Here is a 20,483-nt window from a genome sequence, read left to right on the forward strand (position 1 = left end):
GCGCTCGGGCGAGTAGTGTGCCGTATTCGCCGAAAATCGGCAAAAAAGCAGCGATGTAAACTTGAGTTGATCGTTTTTGAGCCTGTCTTATACTCGGCAGTTCAATGCGAGCGGCTCAACAATAAAAATGCATGTGGGAGTAAGACAGATGGCAACGCGTGAAACCGGCAATGTGAAGTGGTTCAACGATGCAAAGGGCTATGGGTTTATCCAGCGCGAAGACGGTAAGGACGTGTTTGTGCACTACCGCGCCATTCGCGGCGAAGGCCACCGCTCCCTGGCCGAGGGCCAGCAGGTGGAATACGCCGTGGTGACCGGCGAGAAGGGGTTGCAGGCGGAGGATGTGGTCGGTCTATAAAGCCCCTGGCTGGGTAACCCAACCAACTGTGGGAGCTGGCTTGCCTGCGATGCAGACACCTCGGTCTATTCAGTAAGACCGTAGTGATGCCATCGCAGGCAAGCCAGCTCCCACAGTTTGATTGGGTTCACCATTCAGGATCAGGCAGTTTTCCAGGTGATCTGTTCTTCACCGTCTTCGCTGATCCGAATCCAGGTGTCAGCGCTTTCCTCACCTTCTTCCTCAACCCAGGTCCCCGGTGCACAACGCACTTCCACGTTCAGCGCAACAAATGCAGCGCGGGCGCAGGCGATGTCGTCATCCCATGGGGTCTGGTCGCTTTCCAGGTACAGACTGTTCCATTTGCCGACAGCTTTCGGCAGCCAGGTGACAGGCACGTTGCCGGCCTTGCATTTGTAGGTCTGGCCTTTCTGGACCCAGTCGGAGCACGGACCCAGGGCGGCGCCCAGCCAGGCGGCGATGGCCTTGTGGTCGACGTCGGCGTCCTTCAGGTAAATCTCGATATCGGGTTGGCGCATGGATGTTCCTCGTTGCGGGATTCGAAAATCCATTCGCGGATACTGGAAAGTTATTTATTGAAGCACGAAATAGTCGTAGCGCATCGACACAGTGACCACCAGCGGCTCGGCCGCCTCGATCACCTGTGCGCGGCGCTCGGCGCTGGCACGCCAGCCGTGCGGGGTCATGGCCAGCAGGTTGGCGCGGTCCTGGGGCTCGGCCAGGCTCAGGGTGAACGCCAACGTCTCGCTGTGCGCCAGGCTCATACCGTCCGGCACCAGGGCCAGGTGCTTGTCGTCGGTGTACTCACGCACTTCGTCGTACAGACGCTCGCGCAGCTCCATCAGGTGGCCGCTGGTCGGGCCGACTTTCATCAAGCCGCCACCGGGGCTGAGCAGGCGCTTGGCCTCTTCCCAGTCCAGTGGGCTGAACACGCTGGCGAGGAACTGGCAACTGCCTGACGCCAACGGCACACGGGCCATGCTGGCGATCAACCAGGTCAGCGCCGGGTTGCGCTTGCAGGCACGCTTGACCGCTTCCTTGGAGATATCCAGTGCATAGCCGTCGGCGTGGGGCAAGGCGTCGGCGATCTGCGCGGTGTAGTAACCCTCGCCACAGCCGATGTCGACCCAGCGCGCCGGCGCACGTTCAGCGGCCAGCTCGGCCAGGCGCTGGGCCACTGGCGCGTAGTGCCCGGCGTTGAGGAAGTCGCGGCGCGCTTCCACCATCGCCAGGTTATCGCCGGGGTCGCGGCTGTTCTTGTGCTGCACCGGCAACAGGTTCAGGTAACCCTGGCGTGCGCGGTCGAAACGATGCCCTGCCGGGCACGCCACACCATTGTCCACCGCGTTCAGCGGTGCGCTGCAAATGGGGCAGGCCAGCATCAGGCGAGCAACTTGATCAGGGTCTGGTAGTAGATTTCGGTCAGCACATCGAGGTCGCTGGCGAGGATGCGTTCATTGACCTGGTGGATCGTCGCGTTGACCGGGCCCAGCTCGACCACTTGGGTGCCCAATGTGGCGATGAATCGCCCATCGGAGGTACCGCCGCTGGTGGACGCCTGGGTTTCGCGACCGGTGATCGCCTTGATGCTGGCCGACACGGCATCCAGTAGCGCACCCGGTTCGGTGAGGAACGGCAGGCCCGACAGCGCCCACTCCACGTGCCAGTCCAGGCCGTGTTTGTCGAGAATCTCGGCAACCCGCTGCTGCAGGCCTTCGACGGTGGATTCGGTGGAGAAGCGGAAGTTGAACACCGCCTTCAGGTCACCGGGGATCACGTTGGTCGCGCCGGTGCCGGAATTGAGGTTGGAGATCTGGAAGCTGGTGGGTGGGAAGAAGGCGTTGCCGTCATCCCAGTGCTCGGCGGCCAATTCGGCCAGGGCCGGCGCCGCCAAGTGGATCGGGTTCTTCGCCAGGTGCGGGTAGGCCACGTGGCCTTGGACACCGCGTACCGTCAGCGTGGCACCGAGGGAACCGCGACGACCGTTCTTGACCACATCGCCCACCAGCGTGGTGCTCGACGGTTCGCCAACGATGCACCAGTCCAGGCGCTCCTTGCGTGCGGCCAGGCGTTCGATCACGGCCTTGGTGCCGTGGTGCGCCGGACCTTCTTCATCGCTGGTGATCAGGAAAGCCACCGAGCCCTTGTGGTCCGGGTAATCGGTGACGAAACGTTCAGCCGCCACCAACATGGCCGCCAGGCTGCCTTTCATGTCCGCCGCGCCGCGCCCGCAGAGCATGCCGTTTTCATCGATCAGCGCGTCGAACGGATCGTTCTGCCACGCCTGCACCGGGCCGGTCGGTACCACGTCGGTGTGGCCGGCAAAACACAGCACCGGGCCATCGTGTTTGCCATGGGTGGCCCAGAAGTTGTCCACGTCCTCGATGCGCATCGGTTCCAGCGCAAAACCGGCGTCGCCCAGGCGCTGCATCATCAGCTTCTGGCAATCGGCGTCGATCGGCGTCACGGAGGGGCGACGGATCAGGTCGATGGCAAGTTGAAGGGTCGGCGAAAGGTCGGCATGGGCCGTCATGGGGAAACTCCGGAAAGCGTGTAATGGGCGCAGGACGAATGTGGAATACAACCTGTGAAGTGGCGCAGAGCCAGGTGGGAGCTGGCTTGCCTGCGATGCAGACACCTCGGTCTATCAGTCAGAACGCGGTGATGCTATCGCGGGCAAGCCCGCTCCCACGTGAAAGCAGTGGTCCAGGCCAAGTCTTGCAAAACGGCCGTTATCTTATAGCAAAACGGCGGCCAGAGGCCGCCGTTTAGTGCATTGCGCAAGTTTTTACGCGGCTGTGACGGGCTCAGCCTTCGCCGAAGGTTTCGGCAGCGACGACAGGAACGCCATGATCAGCGCCGCCACGTACGGCAGCGACTGCACCAGCAGCATCACCACCCAGAAGCGGATGTCATTGCTTGGCAGGCCCTGCACCAGGTAGATCCCCAGTGCCGCGCCCCACAACAGCAGCATGATGAACATCTCTTCGCGGGCTTCGGAGATGGCTACCCAGAAGCCGTGGTTATCCGCGTTTTTCGGTGTGCGGAAGAACGGAATGCTGGTGGTGAAGAAACCGTACAGCACCGCTTTGGCAATGGTGTGCGACAACGCCAGACCGGCCAGGGCCGCACAGAACGCATCCTTCAAGTTCACGCCTACCGCTCGACGGTAGAGGAAGATGATCTTGCCCACCTTGAACACAAACAACGCCAACGGCGGGATTGCGAAAATCAGCAGCGGCGGATCAACCCGCGTCGGCACAATGATCATTGCCGCCGACCATAACAACGCGCCAACGGTGAAGAAAATATTCATGCCATCCGCCACCCACGGCAACCAGCCCGCGAGGAAGTGGTAGCGCTGGCCACGGGTCAGCTCGGTGTCCTTGCCGCGCAGCAGGCTGGCGGTGTGGCGCTTGATGATCTGGATCGCGCCGTAGGCCCAGCGGAAACGCTGTTTTTTGAAGTCGATAAAGGTATCCGGCATCAAGCCTTTGCCGTAGCTGTCGTGGTAATACGCCGCCGACAGACCCTTCTCGAATACGCGTAGGCCCAGTTCGGCATCTTCGCAGATGCACCAGTCAGCCCATCCCAATTCCTCAAGCACCGAGCGACGGGTCATGGTCATGGTGCCGTGCTGGATGATCGCGTCACGGTCGTTGCGGGTGACCATGCCGATATGGAAGAAGCCCTTGTATTCCGCGTAGCAGAGCTTCTTGAAGGTGCTTTCGTTCTGGTCGCGGTAGTCCTGCGGCGATTGCACCACGGCGATTTTCGGATCGGCGAAGTGCGGCACCATGTGCTTGAGCCAGTTTGGCGACACGCAGTAGTCGGAGTCGATCACTGCGATCACTTCGGCATCCTTGGCGGTGTGCGGGATCAGGTAGTTCAGCGCGCCACCCTTGAAGCCAGCCAAAGGCGCGACGTGGAAGAACTTGAAGCGCGGGCCCAGGGTTTCGCAGTAGTCGCGCACCGGTTCCCATACCGCCGGGTCCTTGGTGTTGTTGTCGATGATCAGGACTTCGTAGTCCGGGTAATCGAGGGCGGCCAGGGCGTCGAGGGTCTGTTTGACCATTTCCGGCGGCTCGTTGTAGCACGGCACATGGATCGACACTTTCGGGCGGTAGTCCGAATCCCCTTCAACCGGCAGGAATTCACGCCGACGCTTGTGGGTCCACACCGCTTCCGCCAGTTCATGGGCTTCGGTCAGCAACACGATAAACACACCCAGGGCGCCGAGCGCGAGAAGGATGCCCACGGTGACACTGAACCAGGTGCTGTATTGCTGGCTGTAGTCGTAGCCGATCCACACCAGCACCGAACCGCAGAGGAACGCGATAAAGGTCAGGAAGGTGCGACCACGCTGGCGCAAGGCCGAGCCGTCGATCATCAACAGGGTCAGGGACAGCAGCGCGAGTACTACCGAACCGATGGCCAGCACGCGCCATTGCGGAATCGCGACCACGGGCCCTTCAAAGTTGAATTTCTGCTGGCGTGCAGCGTTGTACACGCCCCAGTAAGCACCCGCCGAGCCTTCGTCGCTGACTTTCCACGGCTGATCGAAGGCCTCGATCACGAAGTAGTTGAAGCCCTGGCGGTTCAGTTTGTTCACCAGCGTACGCAGGTAGATAGCCTGGTCGGCCGGGGAGGTTTCATTGCCTCCGCGCATGCGGCCGTTGCTCGGCCAGCCTACTTCCGAGAGCAGCAGCGGCTTTTTCGGGAACAGTTTCTTCAGGTCCCGGGCGCGGTCGAGTACGTACTGGCCGGCCTTGTCCATCGGGATGTATTCCCAGAACGGCAGGATGTGCGCGGCGATCAGGTCGACGTGCTTGGCCAGTTGTGGGTTCTTCTCCCAGATGTCCCATTGCTCGGAGGTTGTCACCGGCACTTTTACAGCGGCGCGCACTCGATCCAGCAGCACGATCAGCGCTTCTGGCGTGATGTCCTTACGGAACACCGCCTCGTTACCGACCACCACCCGCACTACGCTGCGCGAGGTGTTGGCGATTTCGATGGCTCGCTGGATTTCCCGCTCGTTGCGCTCAAGGTCCGGGCTGATCCAGATCCCGAGGGTCACGCGCAGGCCGAATTCTTCCGCCAACTTGGGGATATCCCCCAGGGTGCCGTCGACCGAATAAGTACGGATGTTGTCCGTCAGCTTGCTCATGATCTCAAGGTCACGACGCATCTGATCGTCGGTCGGGAATTGATTTTTCTGGGGGTACTGGCCTTGCTGGAACGGCGAGTAGGAAAAACCGGAGATCTGTTCAGGCCAGTTGGGGGTGGTGACGGGGCGGTTGATCAGCGCCCAGAAACCGGTGAACAGCGCGGCAATTGCCAGCACGATCACCAGGTTGAGTCCAAATTTACGCGATGCCATGGCTATTTCGGGTTCCAAAGGGTGTGGAACGAAAAGAGGTGTCGGCCTGCGCCGAACGGCGCGCATCCTACACCGGCCCCTCCCTGACCGTACAGCAAGCAGAGAAAAACCGGACATTAGTCAGCGAAAGGCCATCTAAGTTCTTTACTTGTAGCTTGTCGCTTCGAACTTGTCGCTCTGTAGTCCATAATGCGCGCCGGTTTTTGGGGTAATGGTCATGAGTACAGAAGATCCACGGTTTGCAGGCGTCGCCCGCTTGTATGGCATTGAAGGCCTGGAGCGCTTGAAAGCGGCCCATGTGGCGATCGTCGGCGTCGGCGGCGTGGGCTCGTGGGCGGCGGAAGCCATCGCCCGTTGTGGGGTGGGTGAGATCTCGCTGTTTGATTTGGATGATGTCTGCGTCAGCAACAGCAACCGCCAGTTGCACGCGCTGGACAGCACCGTGGGCAAGCCCAAGGTCGAGGTGATGGCAGAACGCCTGCGCGGCATCAATCCGGATTGCACGGTGCATGCGGTGGCGGACTTCGTGACCCGCGACACCATGGCTGAATACATCACGCCCACTATTGATTGCGTGATCGACTGCATCGACGCGGTCAACGCCAAGGCTGCGTTGATCGCCTGGTGCAAGCGCCGCAAGATCCAGATCATCACCACCGGCGGCGCCGGCGGGCAGATCGACCCGACACTGATCCAGGTCTGCGACTTGAACCGTACGTTCAATGATCCGCTGGCCTCGAAAGTGCGTTCCACCTTGCGTCGCGACTATGGGTTCTCACGTACCGTGACCCGCCACTACAGCGTGCCGTGCGTGTTTTCAACCGAACAGCTGCGTTATCCCAAGCCGGACGGCAGCATTTGTTTGCAGAAGAGTTTTGTCGGGGACGGCGTGAAACTGGACTGCGCGGGTGGGTTTGGTGCGGTGATGATGGTGACGGCCACCTTCGGCATGGTCGCGGCCACCAAGGCGGTCGATAAGATCGTGGCCGGTGTGCGCAGGCCATCCGAGCGGGTCAAACCCACTTAAATCTTAATGCCGTGCACCGCTTGAAATGTGGGAGCTGGCTTGCCTGCGATAGCATCACTGCGGTCTGACTGACAGACCGAGTTGCCTGCATCGCAGGCAAGCCAGCTCCCACTTAGTTTGGTGTATGGCTTAGTGCACGCATGCGCTGCAGCACGGCATTCAGGCCATTGCTGCGCGACGGTGAGAGTTGGCGGGACAGGCCCAACTGGTTGAACCAGTCAGGCAGATCCACCGCCTGCAATTCTGTGGCGGACAACCCATTGACCCGCGCCAACAGCAACGCCACCAACCCGCGGATCATGCGTGCCTCGCTGCTGGCGGCGAACTGCCAGTGGCCATCGTGCAAGCGGCCGACCAGCCACACCAGGCTCTCGCAGCCCTGCACGAGATTAGCCTCGACTTTATCCTCATCGGCCATGGCAGGCAGACGCTCGCCCCATTGCATCAGCATCCGCGCGCGTTGCTCCCAACTGCCGACGGCCTGAAAAGCTTCCAGTGCAGCCACTGCATCAACCGGCAGGCTCATCGCAACATATCCAAGGCTTGGTCCAGCGCCTCAAAGAAACGCTCCAGATCGTCGGAATCGTTATACAGCGCCAGGGACACACGGATCGCCCCCGACAAGTGCATCGCTTTGAGCAGCGGCATGGCGCAGTGATGACCGGCGCGCACGGCAATGCCTTGCTCGGTGAGCAGGTGCGCGAGGTCGGCGTTATGCACACCTTCGACGACAAAACTGACCAACGCCACTTGGGGCGAACCCAGCACGTGTACGCCATTGCGGGCTTTCAGCCCGCGCAACAGGTAGTCATGCAACGCCGCCTCATGGGCGATCACTGCCTGCTGATCCAGCGAACTCAGGTAATCCAGGCTGGCGCCCAGGCCAATCACGCTGGCAATCGGCGGTGTGCCGGCCTCAAAACCCAGCGGCGCGGGGCGGAAGCTGGCGCTGTGGTAATCGGCCTGCTGCACCATCTCGCCGCCGAACTGCCAGTGGCGCAGGTGGTGCAGGGCTTCATTGCGCCCAAACAGCACGCCGACGCCGTCCGGGCCGTACAGCTTGTGGCTGGAAAACACATAGAAGTCGCAACCCAGGGCCTGTACGTCATGGCGGCCATGAACGATGCCTTGGGCGCCGTCGATCACGGTCAGGGCACCGTGTGGCTGGGCCAATGCCAGCAGGGCTTCCAGCGGCTGCCAGGCGCCGAGCACGTTGGACAACTGGCTCACTGCCAGCAGGCGCGTGCGCGGGCCGATCAACTCGGCGGCGGCGTGCAGGTCGATGACGCCGTCATCACCCAGTGGCAACACCACCAGCGTCAGTGCGCGTCGCTTGGCCAGTTGCTGCCAGGGCAACAGGTTGGCGTGGTGTTCCAGGGCGCTGATGACAATTTCATCGCCCGCGTTGAATAAGTGCTCAAGGCCATAAGCCAAGAGGTTCAGCGCAGACGTCGCGCCGTGGGTAAACACAATCTGCCCGCTGTCGCCTGCATTCAACCACTGCGCGACCTTGCTGCGGCTGTCTTCGAACGCCTGGGTCGCATGGGCACCTGGCAAATGCTGGGCACGGTGCACATTGGCTGCGCCGTTGGCGTAGTAATGGCTGATGGCATCCAACAAGGCCTGGGGCTTTTGCGTGGTGGCGGCGTTGTCCAGGTAAGTCTGGTCTTGCCGCTGCAGGGTGGCGATGGCCGGGAAGTCGGCGCGCCAGGGGGAGGGCACTAGCATGGTGTTCAAGACTCGTATAAGCGAGCCCCAGGGTCGGGGCCCGCTAGTGGCATCGAGTGGCTGCTTAGTTGTGAGCGTGCAGCGCTTCGTTCAGTTCGATGGCCGATTTGTGGGTTTTGCACTCCACGGCACCGGTCTCGGAGTTGCGACGGAACAGCAGGTCCGACTGGCCGGCCAGCTCGCGAGCCTTGACCACTTTGACCAGTTGGTTCTGCTCGTCCAGCAGCGCAACCTTGGTGCCGGCGGTGACGTAAAGGCCCGACTCCACGGTGTTACGGTCGCCCAACGGGATACCGATACCGGCGTTGGCGCCGATCAGGCAGCCTTCACCGACCTTGATCACGATATTGCCGCCGCCCGACAGCGTGCCCATGGTGGAGCAACCGCCACCCAGGTCCGAACCCTTGCCGACGAACACGCCTGCCGATACACGGCCTTCGATCATGCCCGGGCCTTCGGTGCCGGCGTTGAAGTTGACGAAGCCTTCGTGCATCACGGTAGTGCCTTCGCCCACGTAGGCACCCAGGCGGATACGCGCGGCATCAGCGATACGTACACCGCTCGGCACCACGTAGTCGGTCATTTTCGGGAACTTGTCCACCGAGAACACTTCCAGCAGTTCGCCACGCAGGCGCGCTTCCAGCTGGCGTTCGGCCAGTTCGGCGATGTCGATCGCGCCTTGGCTGGTCCAGGCTACGTTCGGCAACTGCGGGAATACACCGGCCAGGCTCAGGCCATGGGGCTTGACCAGGCGGTGGGACAGCAGGTGCAGCTTGAGGTAAGCCTCAGGCGTGGAGGTCAGTGCGGCGTCTTCGGCCAGCAGGGTGGCGACCAGCGGCGTGTGGCTTTCGGCCAGGCGATTGAGCAACGCGGCTTGGGTAGCGTCGACATTCTTCAGTGCATCAGCCAGTTGCAGCGCTTGGCTGATGGTGAAAGTGATGGCCTGGTTGCCTTCGGTGTAGCCGAGGATCGGCGCAACGGCGGCGACGATTTCTGCCGACGGGTTGAGCAGCGGTTGTGCGTAAAACACTTCCAGCCAAGCACCTTGGCGGTTCTGAGTGCCAACGCCGAAGCCCAGGCTGAACAGGGAATGGGACATGCTGTTACCTCTACAAAAATGGTAAGGGCTGGCCTACTTGAGGGCCGCCGAATAACTATCTGGCTTGAAGCCAATCAGGGTTCTGTCACCGAGATCAAGCACCGGGCGCTTGATCATCGAGGGTTGTGCGAGCATCAATTCAATGGCTTTCGACTGATCGAGATCGGCTTTGCGTTCGTCTTCGAGTTTGCGAAAGGTGGTGCCCGCACGGTTCAAAACCACCTGCCAACCGTGCTCGTTGCACCATTGGGTCAAGTGTTCGCGGTCGATACCGGCCGTTTTGTAATCGTGGAACTCATAGTTGACGCCGTGCTCATCGAGCCAGGTGCGCGCCTTTTTCATGGTGTCGCAGGCTTTGATGCCGAAAAGGTGCAACGTTTTGCTTGAAGCGGTCAAGGAATTGCCCCCCTTTGGACCAAGTGGAAACGAAAGGTCACGGATTATGCCATGACCAGCGGGCCGGTGCCCCTCGTCATGCTGGTGTGCGACGTATGTGCAAATGCCGGCCGGCAGCATGGGCGGTAACATAGCTGGGTAATATGGCACTTCAAAGGCGAGTTGTTGCCTGATGTGTGTCGTTGCAAGTCGATTGTCCGGGAAACCCGCTTTATGCAAACCGCCTACACCGTTCTTATCCTGCTGATGCTGGTCAGCGTTTCGCGTCTTGTCGGGCGTGTCATTCCTCTGCCGTTGCCTCTGGTCCAGATTGCCGCCGGTGCCTTGCTCGCCTGGCCTACGCTTGGCCTGCACGTAGCGCTGGACCCCGAGTTGTTCCTGTTTCTGTTTCTGCCGCCGTTGCTGTTCTCCGATGGCTGGCGCATGCCCAAGCGGGAATTGTGGCGGCTGCGCGGGCCGATCCTGACGTTGGCGGTGGGCCTGGTGCTGTTTACGGTGGTCGGCGCCGGTTACTTCATCCATTGGCTCTTGCCTACGATCCCGCTGCCGGTGGCCTTCGCCCTGGCGGCCGTGTTGTCGCCGACGGATGCCGTGGCAGTGTCGGCCATTTCCCAGAATCGTTTGCCCACGCCGCTGATGCACATGCTCCAGGGCGAGGCCTTGATGAATGATGCATCGGGCCTGGTGACCTTCAAGTTCGCCCTGGCGGCAGCGCTGACAGGTGTGTTTTCCTTGGCGGATGCCAGCCTCACGTTTGTCTTGGTGGCGGTGGGTGGCCTGGCGGTAGGCGTGGCCCTGAGCTGGCTGGTCGGCCGCCTGCGCGCATGGATGATCGCCCGCGGCTGGGACGACCCGGCGACCCACGTGGTGTTCATGTTGTTGTTGCCGTTTGCGGCCTATGTGCTGGCCGAGCGCCTGGGGGCATCGGGCATTTTGTCGGCGGTGGCGGCGGGCATGATGCAAAGCTGGCTTGACCTGCTGCCACGCCAGACCAGTACGCGCTTGCTCAATCGCAGCGTGTGGTCACTGCTGGAGTTTGCTTTCAATGGTTTGATTTTCCTGCTACTGGGCCTGCAACTGCCGGACATCATCAAGGCGGTGGTCAGCCATGAGCCGACGCTGTGGCCGACCTTGTTTTATCGCTGCCTGGATGTGGTCGCGATCTTCCTGGTGCTGGTGGTGTTGCGCTTTATCTGGGTGCAGAGCATCTGGCGGCTGTCGGGCTTGCTGCGCAGGCTGCGTGGGAAAAGTGAATTGACGCTGGTGCCGACGGCCCGTTCCTGCTGGTTGTTGACGGTCGGTGGGGTACGCGGTGCGGTGACGTTGGCGGGTGTGATGTCGGTGCCATTGTTGCTGGCGCCTGGACAGGATTTTCCGGAGCGTGACTTGCTGATCTTTATCGCCGCCGGGGTGATTCTGTTATCGCTGATCGCCGCCTGTATCACCTTGCCATTGTTGCTGCGGGGCATTGAAAAGAGCCCGGACGAGAAGCGCCACAAGGAGGTGCGTGAAGCCTGGAAGAAAACTGCCGTCGCGGCAATTCACGCGCTTGAAGCGGAGGAACCCGCAGAAGTCGAAACCCAGGACGCCGCCCAGGCCGCGCTCGCCACTGAGCTCAAGGCACGGCTGATGTCGGAATATCGCCATCAGTTAGAAGTGTTCAACGACTCCGCCGAAGCCCAGGCGCTGGCGCAGCAGATGGACTTGCTGGAGCGAAAGCTGCGCCTCAAGGCCCTGCGGGCGCAGCGGTTGGAGTTGTACAGCCTGAGCCGTCATCACCAGATTGGTGATGACGTGCTGAGGGAGGTGTTGGCGGAGCTGGATATGAGTGAGGCGAATCTGGGCCAGGTGAAGTGAACCCGGTCAGGTCTTAGCGGCGACGCTGGATGAAATCCCGAATCCGCTCCGCCGCTTCCACACACTCCGCCAACGGCGCGACCAGCGCCAGGCGCACACGGCCGGCGCCAGGGTTGAAGCCGTCCACTTCCCGCGACAGGTACGAACCCGGCACTACGGTCACGTGTTCTTCCACAAACAGGTCACGGCAGAACCCGGCGTCGTCGCCATTCACATTCGGCCACAAGTAGAAGCCGCCATCCGGGCTCTCGACGTCCAGCACCGGTTTGAGAATCGCCAGCACCGCATCGAACTTCTCGCGGTACAGGTCACGATTGGCGAGCACGTGGGCTTCGTCCTGCCAGGCAGCAATACTGGCCAGTTGCGTTTGCACTGGCATCGCACAGCCGTGGTAGGTGCGGTACAGCAGGAAAGCCTTGAGGATGTCTGCGTCGCCGGCCACGAAACCGGAGCGCAGGCCCGGCAGGTTGGAGCGCTTAGACAGGCTGTGAAACACCACGCAGCGTTTGAAGTCCTGGCGGCCCAGTTCGACGCAGGCACTCAACAGGCCCGGCGGCGGGCTTTGTTCGTCGAAGTACAACTCGCTGTAGCACTCGTCGGCGGCGATGACGAAGTCGTATTCGTCGGCCAGGGCGATGAGTTTTTTCAGGGTGTCGACCGGGATCAGCGCGCCGGTCGGGTTGCCGGGCGAGCACAGGAACAGAATCTGGCAGCGTTTCCAGATGTCCGGTGTCACGGCCTCGAAGTCCGGGTTGAAGCCGTTGGCGTCCAGGCACGGCAGGTAGTGCGGTTTGGCCCCGGCCAGGAACGCGGCGCCTTCGTAGATCTGGTAGAACGGGTTCGGGCTCACCACCAATGCGTCGTCGCCACGGTTGACCACGGTCTGGGTGAAGGCGAACAGTGCTTCACGGGTGCCATTGACCGGCAGGATATTGCGCGCCGGGTCGAGCCAGCCCTTGGGCACGTTGAAGCGACGCTCACACCAGGCACCGATGGCTTCGCGCAGGGCCGGGATGCCCAGGGTGGTCGGGTACACGGCCATCTGGTCGAGGTTGTTGCTCAGCGCTTCGGCCACGAAGGTTGGCGATTTATGTTTCGGTTCGCCGATGGAGAGCGCGATAGGGCGCTTGTCCGGGTTGGGCGTGACGCTGCCCAGCAGGGCGCGCAGTTTCTCGAACGGGTAGGGCTGTAGCTGGTTCAGGGCGTTGTTCATGAGGGCCTCGATCAGGAGGAGGACGGCTTTTTGTGGGAGCTGGCTTGCCTGCGATGCGTACACTCGGAGTATCAGCCATACCGAGTCGATGCCATCGCAGGCAAGCCAGCTCCCACAGGGACCGTGCCCACTGGGACGTTAAATTAATTCAAATGGTCAGTCTGGTCAGCTCGACGCCGGGTTCCTGGGTAACGCTCAGCTGCTGGACGATGGCTTCCTGCAAGCGCAGGCACAGTTCCGGGTCGGACAACGGCTGGTTGTCGGCATCGGTGATGAAGAACACGTCTTCCACACGCTCGCCGAGGGTCGCGATCTTGGCGTTCTGCAACGACAGGTCGAACTCCAGGAAAATCCCGCCGATGCGGGCCAGCAGGCCTGGGCGATCCGGGGCGCTGAGCTCCAACACCGTCACCGGTCGTTGGGCGTCGTTGGAAATGGTCACCTGGGGCGCAAACGCAAAGTGCTTGAGTTGGCGCGGCACCCGACGCTGGATGATGGTCGGGTATTCGTCAGGGTTGCGCAGGGCCTCGGTCAGGCCTTCGCGGATCTTTTTCACCCGTGCCGGATTGTCACCAATCGAGTCGCCATCGGTGTCGAGCACGATATAGGTGTCGAGGGTGAACTGGCTGCTGGAGGTGATGACACGGGCGTCATGGATGTTCAGGTTGAGCTGGTCCATGGCTGCCACGGTCACGGCGAAGAAGTCGTGCTGGTCGGGCGCATAGATGAAGATCTGCGTACCGCCTTCGAATTCGCGCTGGGTGGTTTCCTTGATCAGTACCAGCGGGCCGCCATCGGCGGGCTGTTGCAGGATTGCGTCAGTGTGCCAGGCGACATCGCCCGCGGTGTGGCGCAGGAAGTAGTCATCCCCCAACTGCGACCACAACTGCTCGACGTCGTCCGGATCGTTGCCGCCGCGTACCAATATGTCCAGGGCCGCGCTCTGGGTGCGGCGGATCTGCTCTTCGCGGTCCACCGGGTTTTCCAGGCCTCGGCGCAGGGCGCGCTTGGTCTCGGTGTACAGCTGGCGCAACAGGCTGGCGCGCCAGGAGTTCCACAGCGTGGGGTTGGTGGCATTGATATCCGAGACGGTCAGCACGTACAGGTAGTCGAGACGGGTTTCATCGCCGACGGTCTGCGCAAAGTCGTGGATCACCTGGGGATCGGACAAATCCTTGCGCTGGGCTGTGGTCGACATCACCAGGTGGTTCTGCACCAGCCAGACGATCAGGCGGCTGTCCCACACGGGCAACTGGTGGCGTTGGCAGAAAGCCTCGGCGTCAACTGCGCCCACCTCTGAGTGGTCGCCATGCCGGCCCTTGCCGATATCGTGGTAAAGGCCGGCCAGGTAGATCAGCTCGGGCTTGGGCAGTTTGGCCATGAGTTTGCTGGCCAGCGGGAATTTCTCTGACACCTGGGTGTACTGCAGCTTACGCAGGTGCTTGATCAGGTTCAGGGTGTGGGCGTCCACGGTATAGATGTGGAACAGGTCGTGCTGCATCTGCCCGACAATAAAGCCGAACTCTGGGAGGTAGCGCCCGAGGATGCCGTAACGGTTCATGCGCCGCAGGTTGCGGTGGATACCGATCTTGCACTTGAACAGCTCGATAAACAGGCTGGTGTTGCGGATATCGTTGCGGAAATCGTCGTCGATCAGGTGACGGTTCTCCCGCAGCAGGCGAATGGTGTCGGCGCGCACGCCTTTGATTTCCGGCTGCTGGGCCATCAGTACGAAGATTTCCAGCATGGCGAACGGCGTGCGGCGGAACACGTTGTCGTTGCGAGCCTCGATATAGCCGTCATGCAGTTGGAAGCGTGCGTTGATCGGCTGCGGCGGCGCTTCGTCTTCGGGGGCCAGGATCACCTCTTCGAAGTGCTGGATGATCAGGTCGCTGAGCTGGGCAATGCTCATGACCACCCGGTAATACTGCTGCATGAAGCTTTCGATGCTGGTCTTCGCGTCCTCGCCTTCAAAGCCCAGCAGGGTGGCGATGGAGCGCTGGTGGTCGAACAGCAGCCGGTCTTCGGAACGCCCGGCGAGCATGTGCAAGGCGTAGCGCACCTTCCACAGGAATTCCTGGGACGAGGCCAGCAGGGCGTTTTCGCTCTCTACCAGAAAACCTTCGCCAGCCAGGGCGCGCAGGTTAAGGGTGCCGTATTGGCGACGGGCCACCCACAAAATCGTCTGAATATCCCGCAGGCCGCCGGGCGAGCCTTTGACGTTGGGTTCCAGGTTGTATTCGGTGTCGTTGTACTTGTGGTGCCGGGCTTTCTGCTCGGCACGCTTGGCCAGGAAGAAGTCCTTGCTCGGCCACATGTGCGCGGTGCTGGTGACTTCGAGCATGCGCTGGCGCAGGCGCTCGGGGCCGGCGATGGTGCGGCTTTCCATGAGGTTGGTGATGACGGTGAGGTCGGCACGGGCCTCTTCGGCGCACTCGTCGACCGAGCGCACGCTTTGGCCGACTTCCAGGCCAATGTCCCACAACAGTGTCAGAAAACGCTCGATGGAATCGCGAAAGATCTCATGGTCGGCGCTGTCCAGCAGGATCAACAGGTCGATGTCGGAATAGGGGTGCAACTCGCCACGCCCGTAGCCGCCGACCGCTACCAGGGCGATGTCGGCGTCTTCGCTCCAACTGAACTGTTCCCAGGCCTTTTGCAGAATGTTATCGACGAACCAGGCGCGGTCCTCGATCAGTCGGCGGATATCCCGGCCACTGCGAAAACGCTGATCAAGCACCTCGCGGGCCTGGCGGATGGCCTTCTTGAACGCGGCGATAGGGCTCGCCTTCAGGGCCAGTTCGGCCTGGAACTGGCCACGGTCGAAGAGTTCGGGATCCACCTGGGGCATTGATCGGCTTTCCTTTCTATCTATCAGTCAGTCACAACACGGCGTGGGAAAACCAAAGCAACGTTGCCTACACCTAAGCGGCACCCGAGACGCGTGGGATCGTATCGTCGGCGCGCAGGGTGAAGATTTCGTAACCGGTTTCGGTGACCAGCAGGGTGTGTTCCCACTGGGCCGAGAGCTTGCGGTCCTTGGTGATGGCGGTCCAGCCGTCGCCCAGTACCTTGGTGTCGGCCTTGCCCTGGTTGATCATCGGCTCGATGGTAAAGGTCATGCCTGCTTTCAGCTCCATGCCGGTGCCGGCGCGGCCGTAGTGCAGGATCTGCGGCTCTTCGTGGAACACGGTGCCGATACCGTGGCCGCAGAATTCGCGCACCACCGAGAAACCATTCTTTTCAGCATGCTTCTGGATCACTTCACCGATGTCGCCCAGGCGGCAGCCGGGTTTCACGATCTCGATGGCCTTGTACATGCATTCCTGGGTCACCTGGGACAGGCGCTCGGCCCAGACCGGCACGTTGCCGACGTGGAACATGCGGCTGGTGTCGCCGAAGTAGCGGTCCTTGATCACGGTGACATCGATGTTCAGCGTGTCGCCGTCCTTCAATGGCTTGTCACCTGGAATTCCGTGGCAGACCACGTGGTTGACCGAGGTGCAGATCGACTTGGGAAAGCCCTTGTAGTTCAGCGGCGCAGGGATGGCGCCCTGTACGTTGACTATATAGTCGTGGCAGATCTGGTTCAGGGTTTCGGTGGTCACGCCGGGCTTGACGTGTTCGGCGATCATCTCCAGCACGTCGGCAGCCAGTTTGCCGGCGATGCGCATGCCAGCGATGTCTTCGGCGGTTTTCAAACTAACGGTCATACAGGCTCTCTCTAGCGCGACGCGCTGAAATCAATACGGTTTACGGGCGTGCGACAAAAGGTTGCAGAATTCGCACAAGCCACAGAAAACGCGATTCTAACAGACGATGGCATCAAATCATGAGCCTCTGATGATCGCTTCTTTCTATAAGGTAGGGCTATGTTGGCTCTATTCAAGGGGTTACACGAACGCGGACGGCGGCAAATGTGATTGCGTGTTCCGTTTTTGCCGATGCTGTGGTATAAAATGCGCCGCTTTCCGGGGATGCCCCGAAAGGCTTAAATCCACACACGTGTCGACACGATGACCTGGGTGCCGGAGGCTTTGAAGTCGCTGGTTGGTCATTGGGATACGTGGAGGCCAAACCCGACTTATTAAGGAACTATCATGTCCCAAGTCAACATGCGCGATATGCTGAAGGCCGGTGTGCACTTCGGTCACCAGACCCGTTACTGGAACCCGAAAATGGGTAAATACATTTTCGGCGCGCGTAACAAGATCCACATTATCAACCTTGAAAAAACCCTGCCAATGTTCAACGAAGCTCTGACTTTCGTAGAGCGCCTGGCCCAGGGCAAAAACAAGATTCTGTTCGTCGGCACCAAGCGTTCCGCTGGCAAGATCGTTGCTGAAGAAGCAGCACGTTGCGGTTCGCCGTACGTCGATCACCGCTGGTTGGGCGGCATGCTGACCAACTTCAAAACCATCCGTGCTTCCATCAAGCGTCTGCGTGACCTTGAAGTACAAGCCGAAGACGGTACTTTCGCCAAGCTGACCAAGAAAGAAGCGCTGATGCGCTCCCGTGACCTGGAAAAGCTCGATCGTTCCCTGGGTGGTATCAAGGACATGGGCGGTCTGCCTGACGCACTGTTCGTTATCGACGTTGATCACGAGCGCATCGCGATCACCGAAGCCAACAAGCTGGGCATCCCTGTTATCGGCGTAGTCGATACCAACAGCAGCCCGGAAGGCGTTGACTACATCATCCCAGGCAACGATGACGCAATCCGCGCTATCCAGCTGTACATGGGTTCGATGGCTGACGCTGTAATCCGTGGTCGTAACCACGTTGCTGGTGGTACCGAGCAGTTCGTTGAAGAAGCTCCGGTAGCTGCCGCTGAGTAATTGACGCCCTGGCGTTGACTCAGTAAGCAAAAAGGGGGCTTGGCCCCCTTTTTGCCACCTCGAAAACCGTTTGTCGGCGCTCACGTATGATGGCGCAACCTAGCGACTGTAACGTGCAGCAGCCTACAACGGAGATTCGGGAAGAATTGATCGCCCGTTTGATCGGGTGGAATGGTTGAAAACCTATCCAAGAGGATTTTGAAATGGCAGAGATTACTGCAGCGTTGGTTAAAGAACTGCGTGAGCGTACCGGCGAAGGCATGATGGATTGCAAAAAGGCCTTGACCAAGGCCGGCGGCGACATCGAAAAAGCCATCGACGACATGCGTGCCTCGGGCGCCATCAAGGCCGCCAAGAAAGCCGGTAACGTCGCTGCTGAAGGCGCTATCGCCCTGGTAGAAGACGGTAAAGCCGCCGTTCTGCTGGAAGTGAACTCGCAGACCGACTTCCTTGCCCTGCAAGACGACTTCAAGGCATTCGTTGCTTCCAGCGTCAAAAAAGCATTCGACGAGAAGCTGACCACTGTCGAGCCTCTGATCGAAGCTCAAGAAGCTGATCGCCTGGTACTTGTCGGCAAGGTTGGCGAAAACGTCAATATCCGTCGCCTGACTCGCGTTGAAGGTGATGTTGTTGGCGGTTACCTGCACGGCAACAAGATCGGTGTAGCTGTTGTTCTGAAAGGCGGCAACGTTGAGCTGGCCAAAGACATCGCTATGCACGTTGCTGCAAGCAACCCTGAGTTCCTGCTGCCTTCGGAAGTTTCCGAGGAAGCAATCGAGCGCGAAAAAGCTGTGTTCCTGAGCCTGAACGCCGACAAGATCGCCGGCAAGCCAGAAAACATCGTTGAAAACATGATCAAAGGCCGTATCAGCAAGTTCCTGGCTGAAGCGAGCCTGGTTGAGCAGGCGTTCGTCAAGAACCCTGAAGTCAAGGTTGGCGAACTGGCCAAGAAAGCCGGTGCTGAAATCGTTTCCTTCACTTACTACAAAGTAGGCGAAGGCATCGAGAAGCCGGTCGACAACTTTGCTGAAGAAGTTGCTGCCCAGCTGGCTGCCGCCAAGCAATAAGACAGTTTTAAACTGTCGCCCAAGAGAGGCTGCCCGCTCACGCGCGCAGCCTCTTTTCAAATGGGAAGGCCGATTTTAATTGGCTTCCCTTCGGAACTGGCTTACAAAGCCGTGTTCCGATGGCGCTGTAGCAGCGTCCAGCTAGAGTGAACGCAAGCCGTAAACGGCTCGCCAAGAATTTTTGAAAAATACGCCGCAGGAGAGATTCGCAATGGCTCAGCAGGGCAGTGGTTATCAGGCTCGCTATAAACGCATTCTACTCAAGCTTAGCGGCGAGGCCCTGATGGGCTCGGAAGAGTTCGGGATCGATCCCAAAGTCCTCGACCGCATGGCGCTGGAAGTCGGCCAACTGGTCGGTATCGGCGTACAGGTCGGCCTGGTGATCGGCGGCGGCAACCTGTTCCGTGGTGCGGCACTGAGCGCTGCTGGCATGGATCGGGTCACTGGCGACCACATGGGCATGCTGGCCACTGTGATGAACGCCCTGGCCATGCGCGACGCCCTGGAACGCGCCAATATCTCGGCTATCGTGATGTCGGCTATTTCCATGGTCGGCGTGACCGATCACTATGACCGCCGCAAAGCCATGCGCCACCTGAACGCCAAGGAAGTGGTGATCTTCGCCGCTGGCACGGGTAACCCGTTCTTCACCACCGACTCGGCAGCGTGCCTGCGCGCCATTGAGATCGATGCTGACGTGGTGCTCAAGGCGACCAAGGTCGATGGCGTGTACACCGCAGACCCATTCAAAGATCCGCATGCCGAGAAGTTCGATCATCTGACCTACGATGAAGTACTGGATCGCAAGCTGGGCGTGATGGACCTGACGGCTATTTGCCTGTGCCGCGACCACAAGATGCCGCTGCGCGTATTTAACATGAACAAGCCCGGCGCCCTGCTGAACATCGTACACGGCGGCGCAGAAGGGACTCTGATCGAGGAAGGCCAACAATGATCAACGAAATCAAGAAAGACGCCCAGGCGCGTATGCACAAATCCCTGGAATCCCTGAGCCATGCATTCGGCCAGATCCGTACCGGCAAGGCGCACCCAAGCATCCTGGGCAGCGTGATGGTGCCTTACTACGGTTCCGATACCCCTATCAGCAGCGTTGCCAACATTACCGTTAAAGACTCGCGCACCCTGCAAGTCGTAGCGTTCGAGCGCAACATGCTGGGTGCTGTCGACAAGGCCATCCAGAGCGCCGGTTTGAACCTCAACCCGACCAACCTGGGTGAGCTGCTACTGATCTCCATGCCGGCCCTGACCGAAGAAACCCGTAAGGGCTTCACCAAGCAGGCGCGCAGCGCAGCCGAGGACGCGCGTGTTGCCGTGCGCAACATCCGTCGCGATGCCCTGGGTGACCTGAAGAAGCTGGTCAAGGACAAGGAAATCAGCGAAGACGAAGAGCGTCGTGCCGTCGCTGATATCGACAAGCTGACCAAAGATGCCGAGGCCCAGATCACCAAGGCCACGGAAGAAAAAGAAAAGGACCTGATGGCCGTATAAGGGGTCAGGAC

18 protein-coding genes are annotated in these 20,483 nt (G+C 60.4%); 7 read left to right on the top strand and 11 right to left on the bottom strand.

Annotated elements, in window-relative coordinates:
- Positions 1-148 precede the first annotated feature (148 nt).
- Complete coding sequence (locus tag AC4PS7_RS02860; RefSeq protein ID WP_003219353.1) at positions 149-358, top strand: cold-shock protein; 210 nt, start codon at positions 149-151, stop codon at positions 356-358.
- Positions 359-498: 140 nt separating this feature from the next.
- Here the strand turns inward: AC4PS7_RS02860 and AC4PS7_RS02865 are convergent, their stop codons facing one another.
- The 4 genes from AC4PS7_RS02865 to AC4PS7_RS02880 all read right to left on the bottom strand — a co-directional run bounded on the left by AC4PS7_RS02865 (position 499) and on the right by AC4PS7_RS02880 (position 5,738).
- Complete coding sequence (locus AC4PS7_RS02865) at positions 499-876, bottom strand: hypothetical protein (protein ID WP_010212596.1); 378 nt, start codon at positions 874-876, stop codon at positions 499-501.
- Positions 877-930: 54 nt separating this feature from the next.
- Positions 931-1,740: a putative RNA methyltransferase gene (locus AC4PS7_RS02870; RefSeq protein WP_010212595.1), complete on the bottom strand. Its 810-nt coding sequence runs from the start codon at positions 1,738-1,740 to the stop codon at positions 931-933.
- On the bottom strand, positions 1,740-2,891 hold the full coding sequence (gene dapE / locus AC4PS7_RS02875) for a succinyl-diaminopimelate desuccinylase (RefSeq protein WP_021492435.1): 1,152 nt from the start codon (positions 2,889-2,891) through the stop codon (positions 1,740-1,742). Before dapE ends, AC4PS7_RS02870 begins: the two co-directional genes overlap by 1 nt.
- Positions 2,892-3,146: 255 nt before the next feature.
- Positions 3,147-5,738: a glycosyltransferase gene (locus AC4PS7_RS02880; RefSeq protein WP_010212591.1), complete on the bottom strand. Its 2,592-nt coding sequence runs from the start codon at positions 5,736-5,738 to the stop codon at positions 3,147-3,149.
- A 217-nt stretch (positions 5,739-5,955) separates the two neighbouring features.
- Here AC4PS7_RS02880 and tcdA point away from each other — a divergent pair, with 217 nt between their 5' ends.
- Positions 5,956-6,765 (top strand): tRNA cyclic N6-threonylcarbamoyladenosine(37) synthase TcdA, encoded by an 810-nt coding sequence (gene tcdA, locus AC4PS7_RS02885; protein ID WP_010212589.1) that lies wholly within the window; start codon positions 5,956-5,958, stop codon positions 6,763-6,765.
- A 112-nt stretch (positions 6,766-6,877) separates the two neighbouring features.
- Here the strand turns inward: tcdA and AC4PS7_RS02890 are convergent, their stop codons facing one another.
- The 4 genes from AC4PS7_RS02890 to AC4PS7_RS02905 all read right to left on the bottom strand — a co-directional run bounded on the left by AC4PS7_RS02890 (position 6,878) and on the right by AC4PS7_RS02905 (position 9,934).
- A complete protein-coding gene (locus AC4PS7_RS02890; protein WP_021492433.1) occupies positions 6,878-7,291 on the bottom strand; it encodes a SufE family protein in 414 nt (137 codons plus the stop codon).
- Positions 7,288-8,493, bottom strand: coding sequence for an aminotransferase class V-fold PLP-dependent enzyme (locus AC4PS7_RS02895; RefSeq protein ID WP_010212587.1), 1,206 nt, complete (start codon positions 8,491-8,493; stop codon positions 7,288-7,290). The genes AC4PS7_RS02890 and AC4PS7_RS02895 overlap by 4 nt, the downstream gene beginning before the upstream one ends.
- Positions 8,494-8,557: 64 nt before the next feature.
- Positions 8,558-9,592, bottom strand: coding sequence for a 2,3,4,5-tetrahydropyridine-2,6-dicarboxylate N-succinyltransferase (gene dapD, locus AC4PS7_RS02900; RefSeq protein WP_010212585.1), 1,035 nt, complete (start codon positions 9,590-9,592; stop codon positions 8,558-8,560).
- 33 nt (positions 9,593-9,625) lie between these two features.
- Positions 9,626-9,934, bottom strand: a complete 309-nt coding sequence (locus AC4PS7_RS02905; protein ID WP_231501198.1) for an arsenate reductase — start codon at positions 9,932-9,934, stop codon at positions 9,626-9,628.
- 267 nt (positions 9,935-10,201) lie between these two features.
- Between AC4PS7_RS02905 and AC4PS7_RS02910 the strand changes: the two genes are divergently transcribed.
- Entirely contained in the window at positions 10,202-11,845 is a 1,644-nt protein-coding gene (locus AC4PS7_RS02910) for a Na+/H+ antiporter (protein WP_021492431.1), read from the top strand.
- Between the two features lie 13 nt (positions 11,846-11,858).
- Here AC4PS7_RS02910 and dapC read toward each other — a convergent pair whose 3' ends face one another.
- The 3 genes from dapC to map all read right to left on the bottom strand — a co-directional run bounded on the left by dapC (position 11,859) and on the right by map (position 16,771).
- Positions 11,859-13,058 (bottom strand): succinyldiaminopimelate transaminase, encoded by a 1,200-nt coding sequence (gene dapC / locus AC4PS7_RS02915; protein WP_010212472.1) that lies wholly within the window; start codon positions 13,056-13,058, stop codon positions 11,859-11,861.
- Positions 13,059-13,206: 148 nt separating this feature from the next.
- Positions 13,207-15,909 (bottom strand): [protein-PII] uridylyltransferase, encoded by a 2,703-nt coding sequence (locus tag AC4PS7_RS02920; protein WP_021492430.1) that lies wholly within the window; start codon positions 15,907-15,909, stop codon positions 13,207-13,209.
- Between the two features lie 73 nt (positions 15,910-15,982).
- Entirely contained in the window at positions 15,983-16,771 is a 789-nt protein-coding gene (map, locus tag AC4PS7_RS02925; protein ID WP_010212469.1) for a type I methionyl aminopeptidase, read from the bottom strand.
- Positions 16,772-17,158: 387 nt separating this feature from the next.
- Between map and rpsB the strand changes: the two genes are divergently transcribed.
- The 4 genes from rpsB (at position 17,159) to frr (ending at position 20,472) form a co-directional block, all read left to right on the top strand.
- The gene (gene rpsB, locus AC4PS7_RS02930; RefSeq protein ID WP_003189158.1) at positions 17,159-17,896 is read left to right on the top strand and encodes a 30S ribosomal protein S2; all 738 of its coding nucleotides are present in this window, start codon (positions 17,159-17,161) and stop codon (positions 17,894-17,896) included.
- Positions 17,897-18,099: 203 nt separating this feature from the next.
- Complete coding sequence (gene tsf / locus AC4PS7_RS02935) at positions 18,100-18,963, top strand: translation elongation factor Ts (protein ID WP_010212467.1); 864 nt, start codon at positions 18,100-18,102, stop codon at positions 18,961-18,963.
- A 211-nt stretch (positions 18,964-19,174) separates the two neighbouring features.
- Positions 19,175-19,918 carry a UMP kinase gene (gene pyrH / locus AC4PS7_RS02940; RefSeq protein WP_003172271.1) on the top strand — a complete coding sequence of 248 codons (744 nt, stop codon included), beginning with the start codon at positions 19,175-19,177 and terminating at the stop codon, positions 19,916-19,918.
- Positions 19,915-20,472: a ribosome recycling factor gene (gene frr / locus AC4PS7_RS02945; RefSeq protein ID WP_010212461.1), complete on the top strand. Its 558-nt coding sequence runs from the start codon at positions 19,915-19,917 to the stop codon at positions 20,470-20,472. Before pyrH ends, frr begins: the two co-directional genes overlap by 4 nt.
- The last annotated feature ends 11 nt before the right edge of the window (positions 20,473-20,483 follow it).

It is taken from the genome of Pseudomonas sp. DW-iso3, assembly GCF_058725305.1.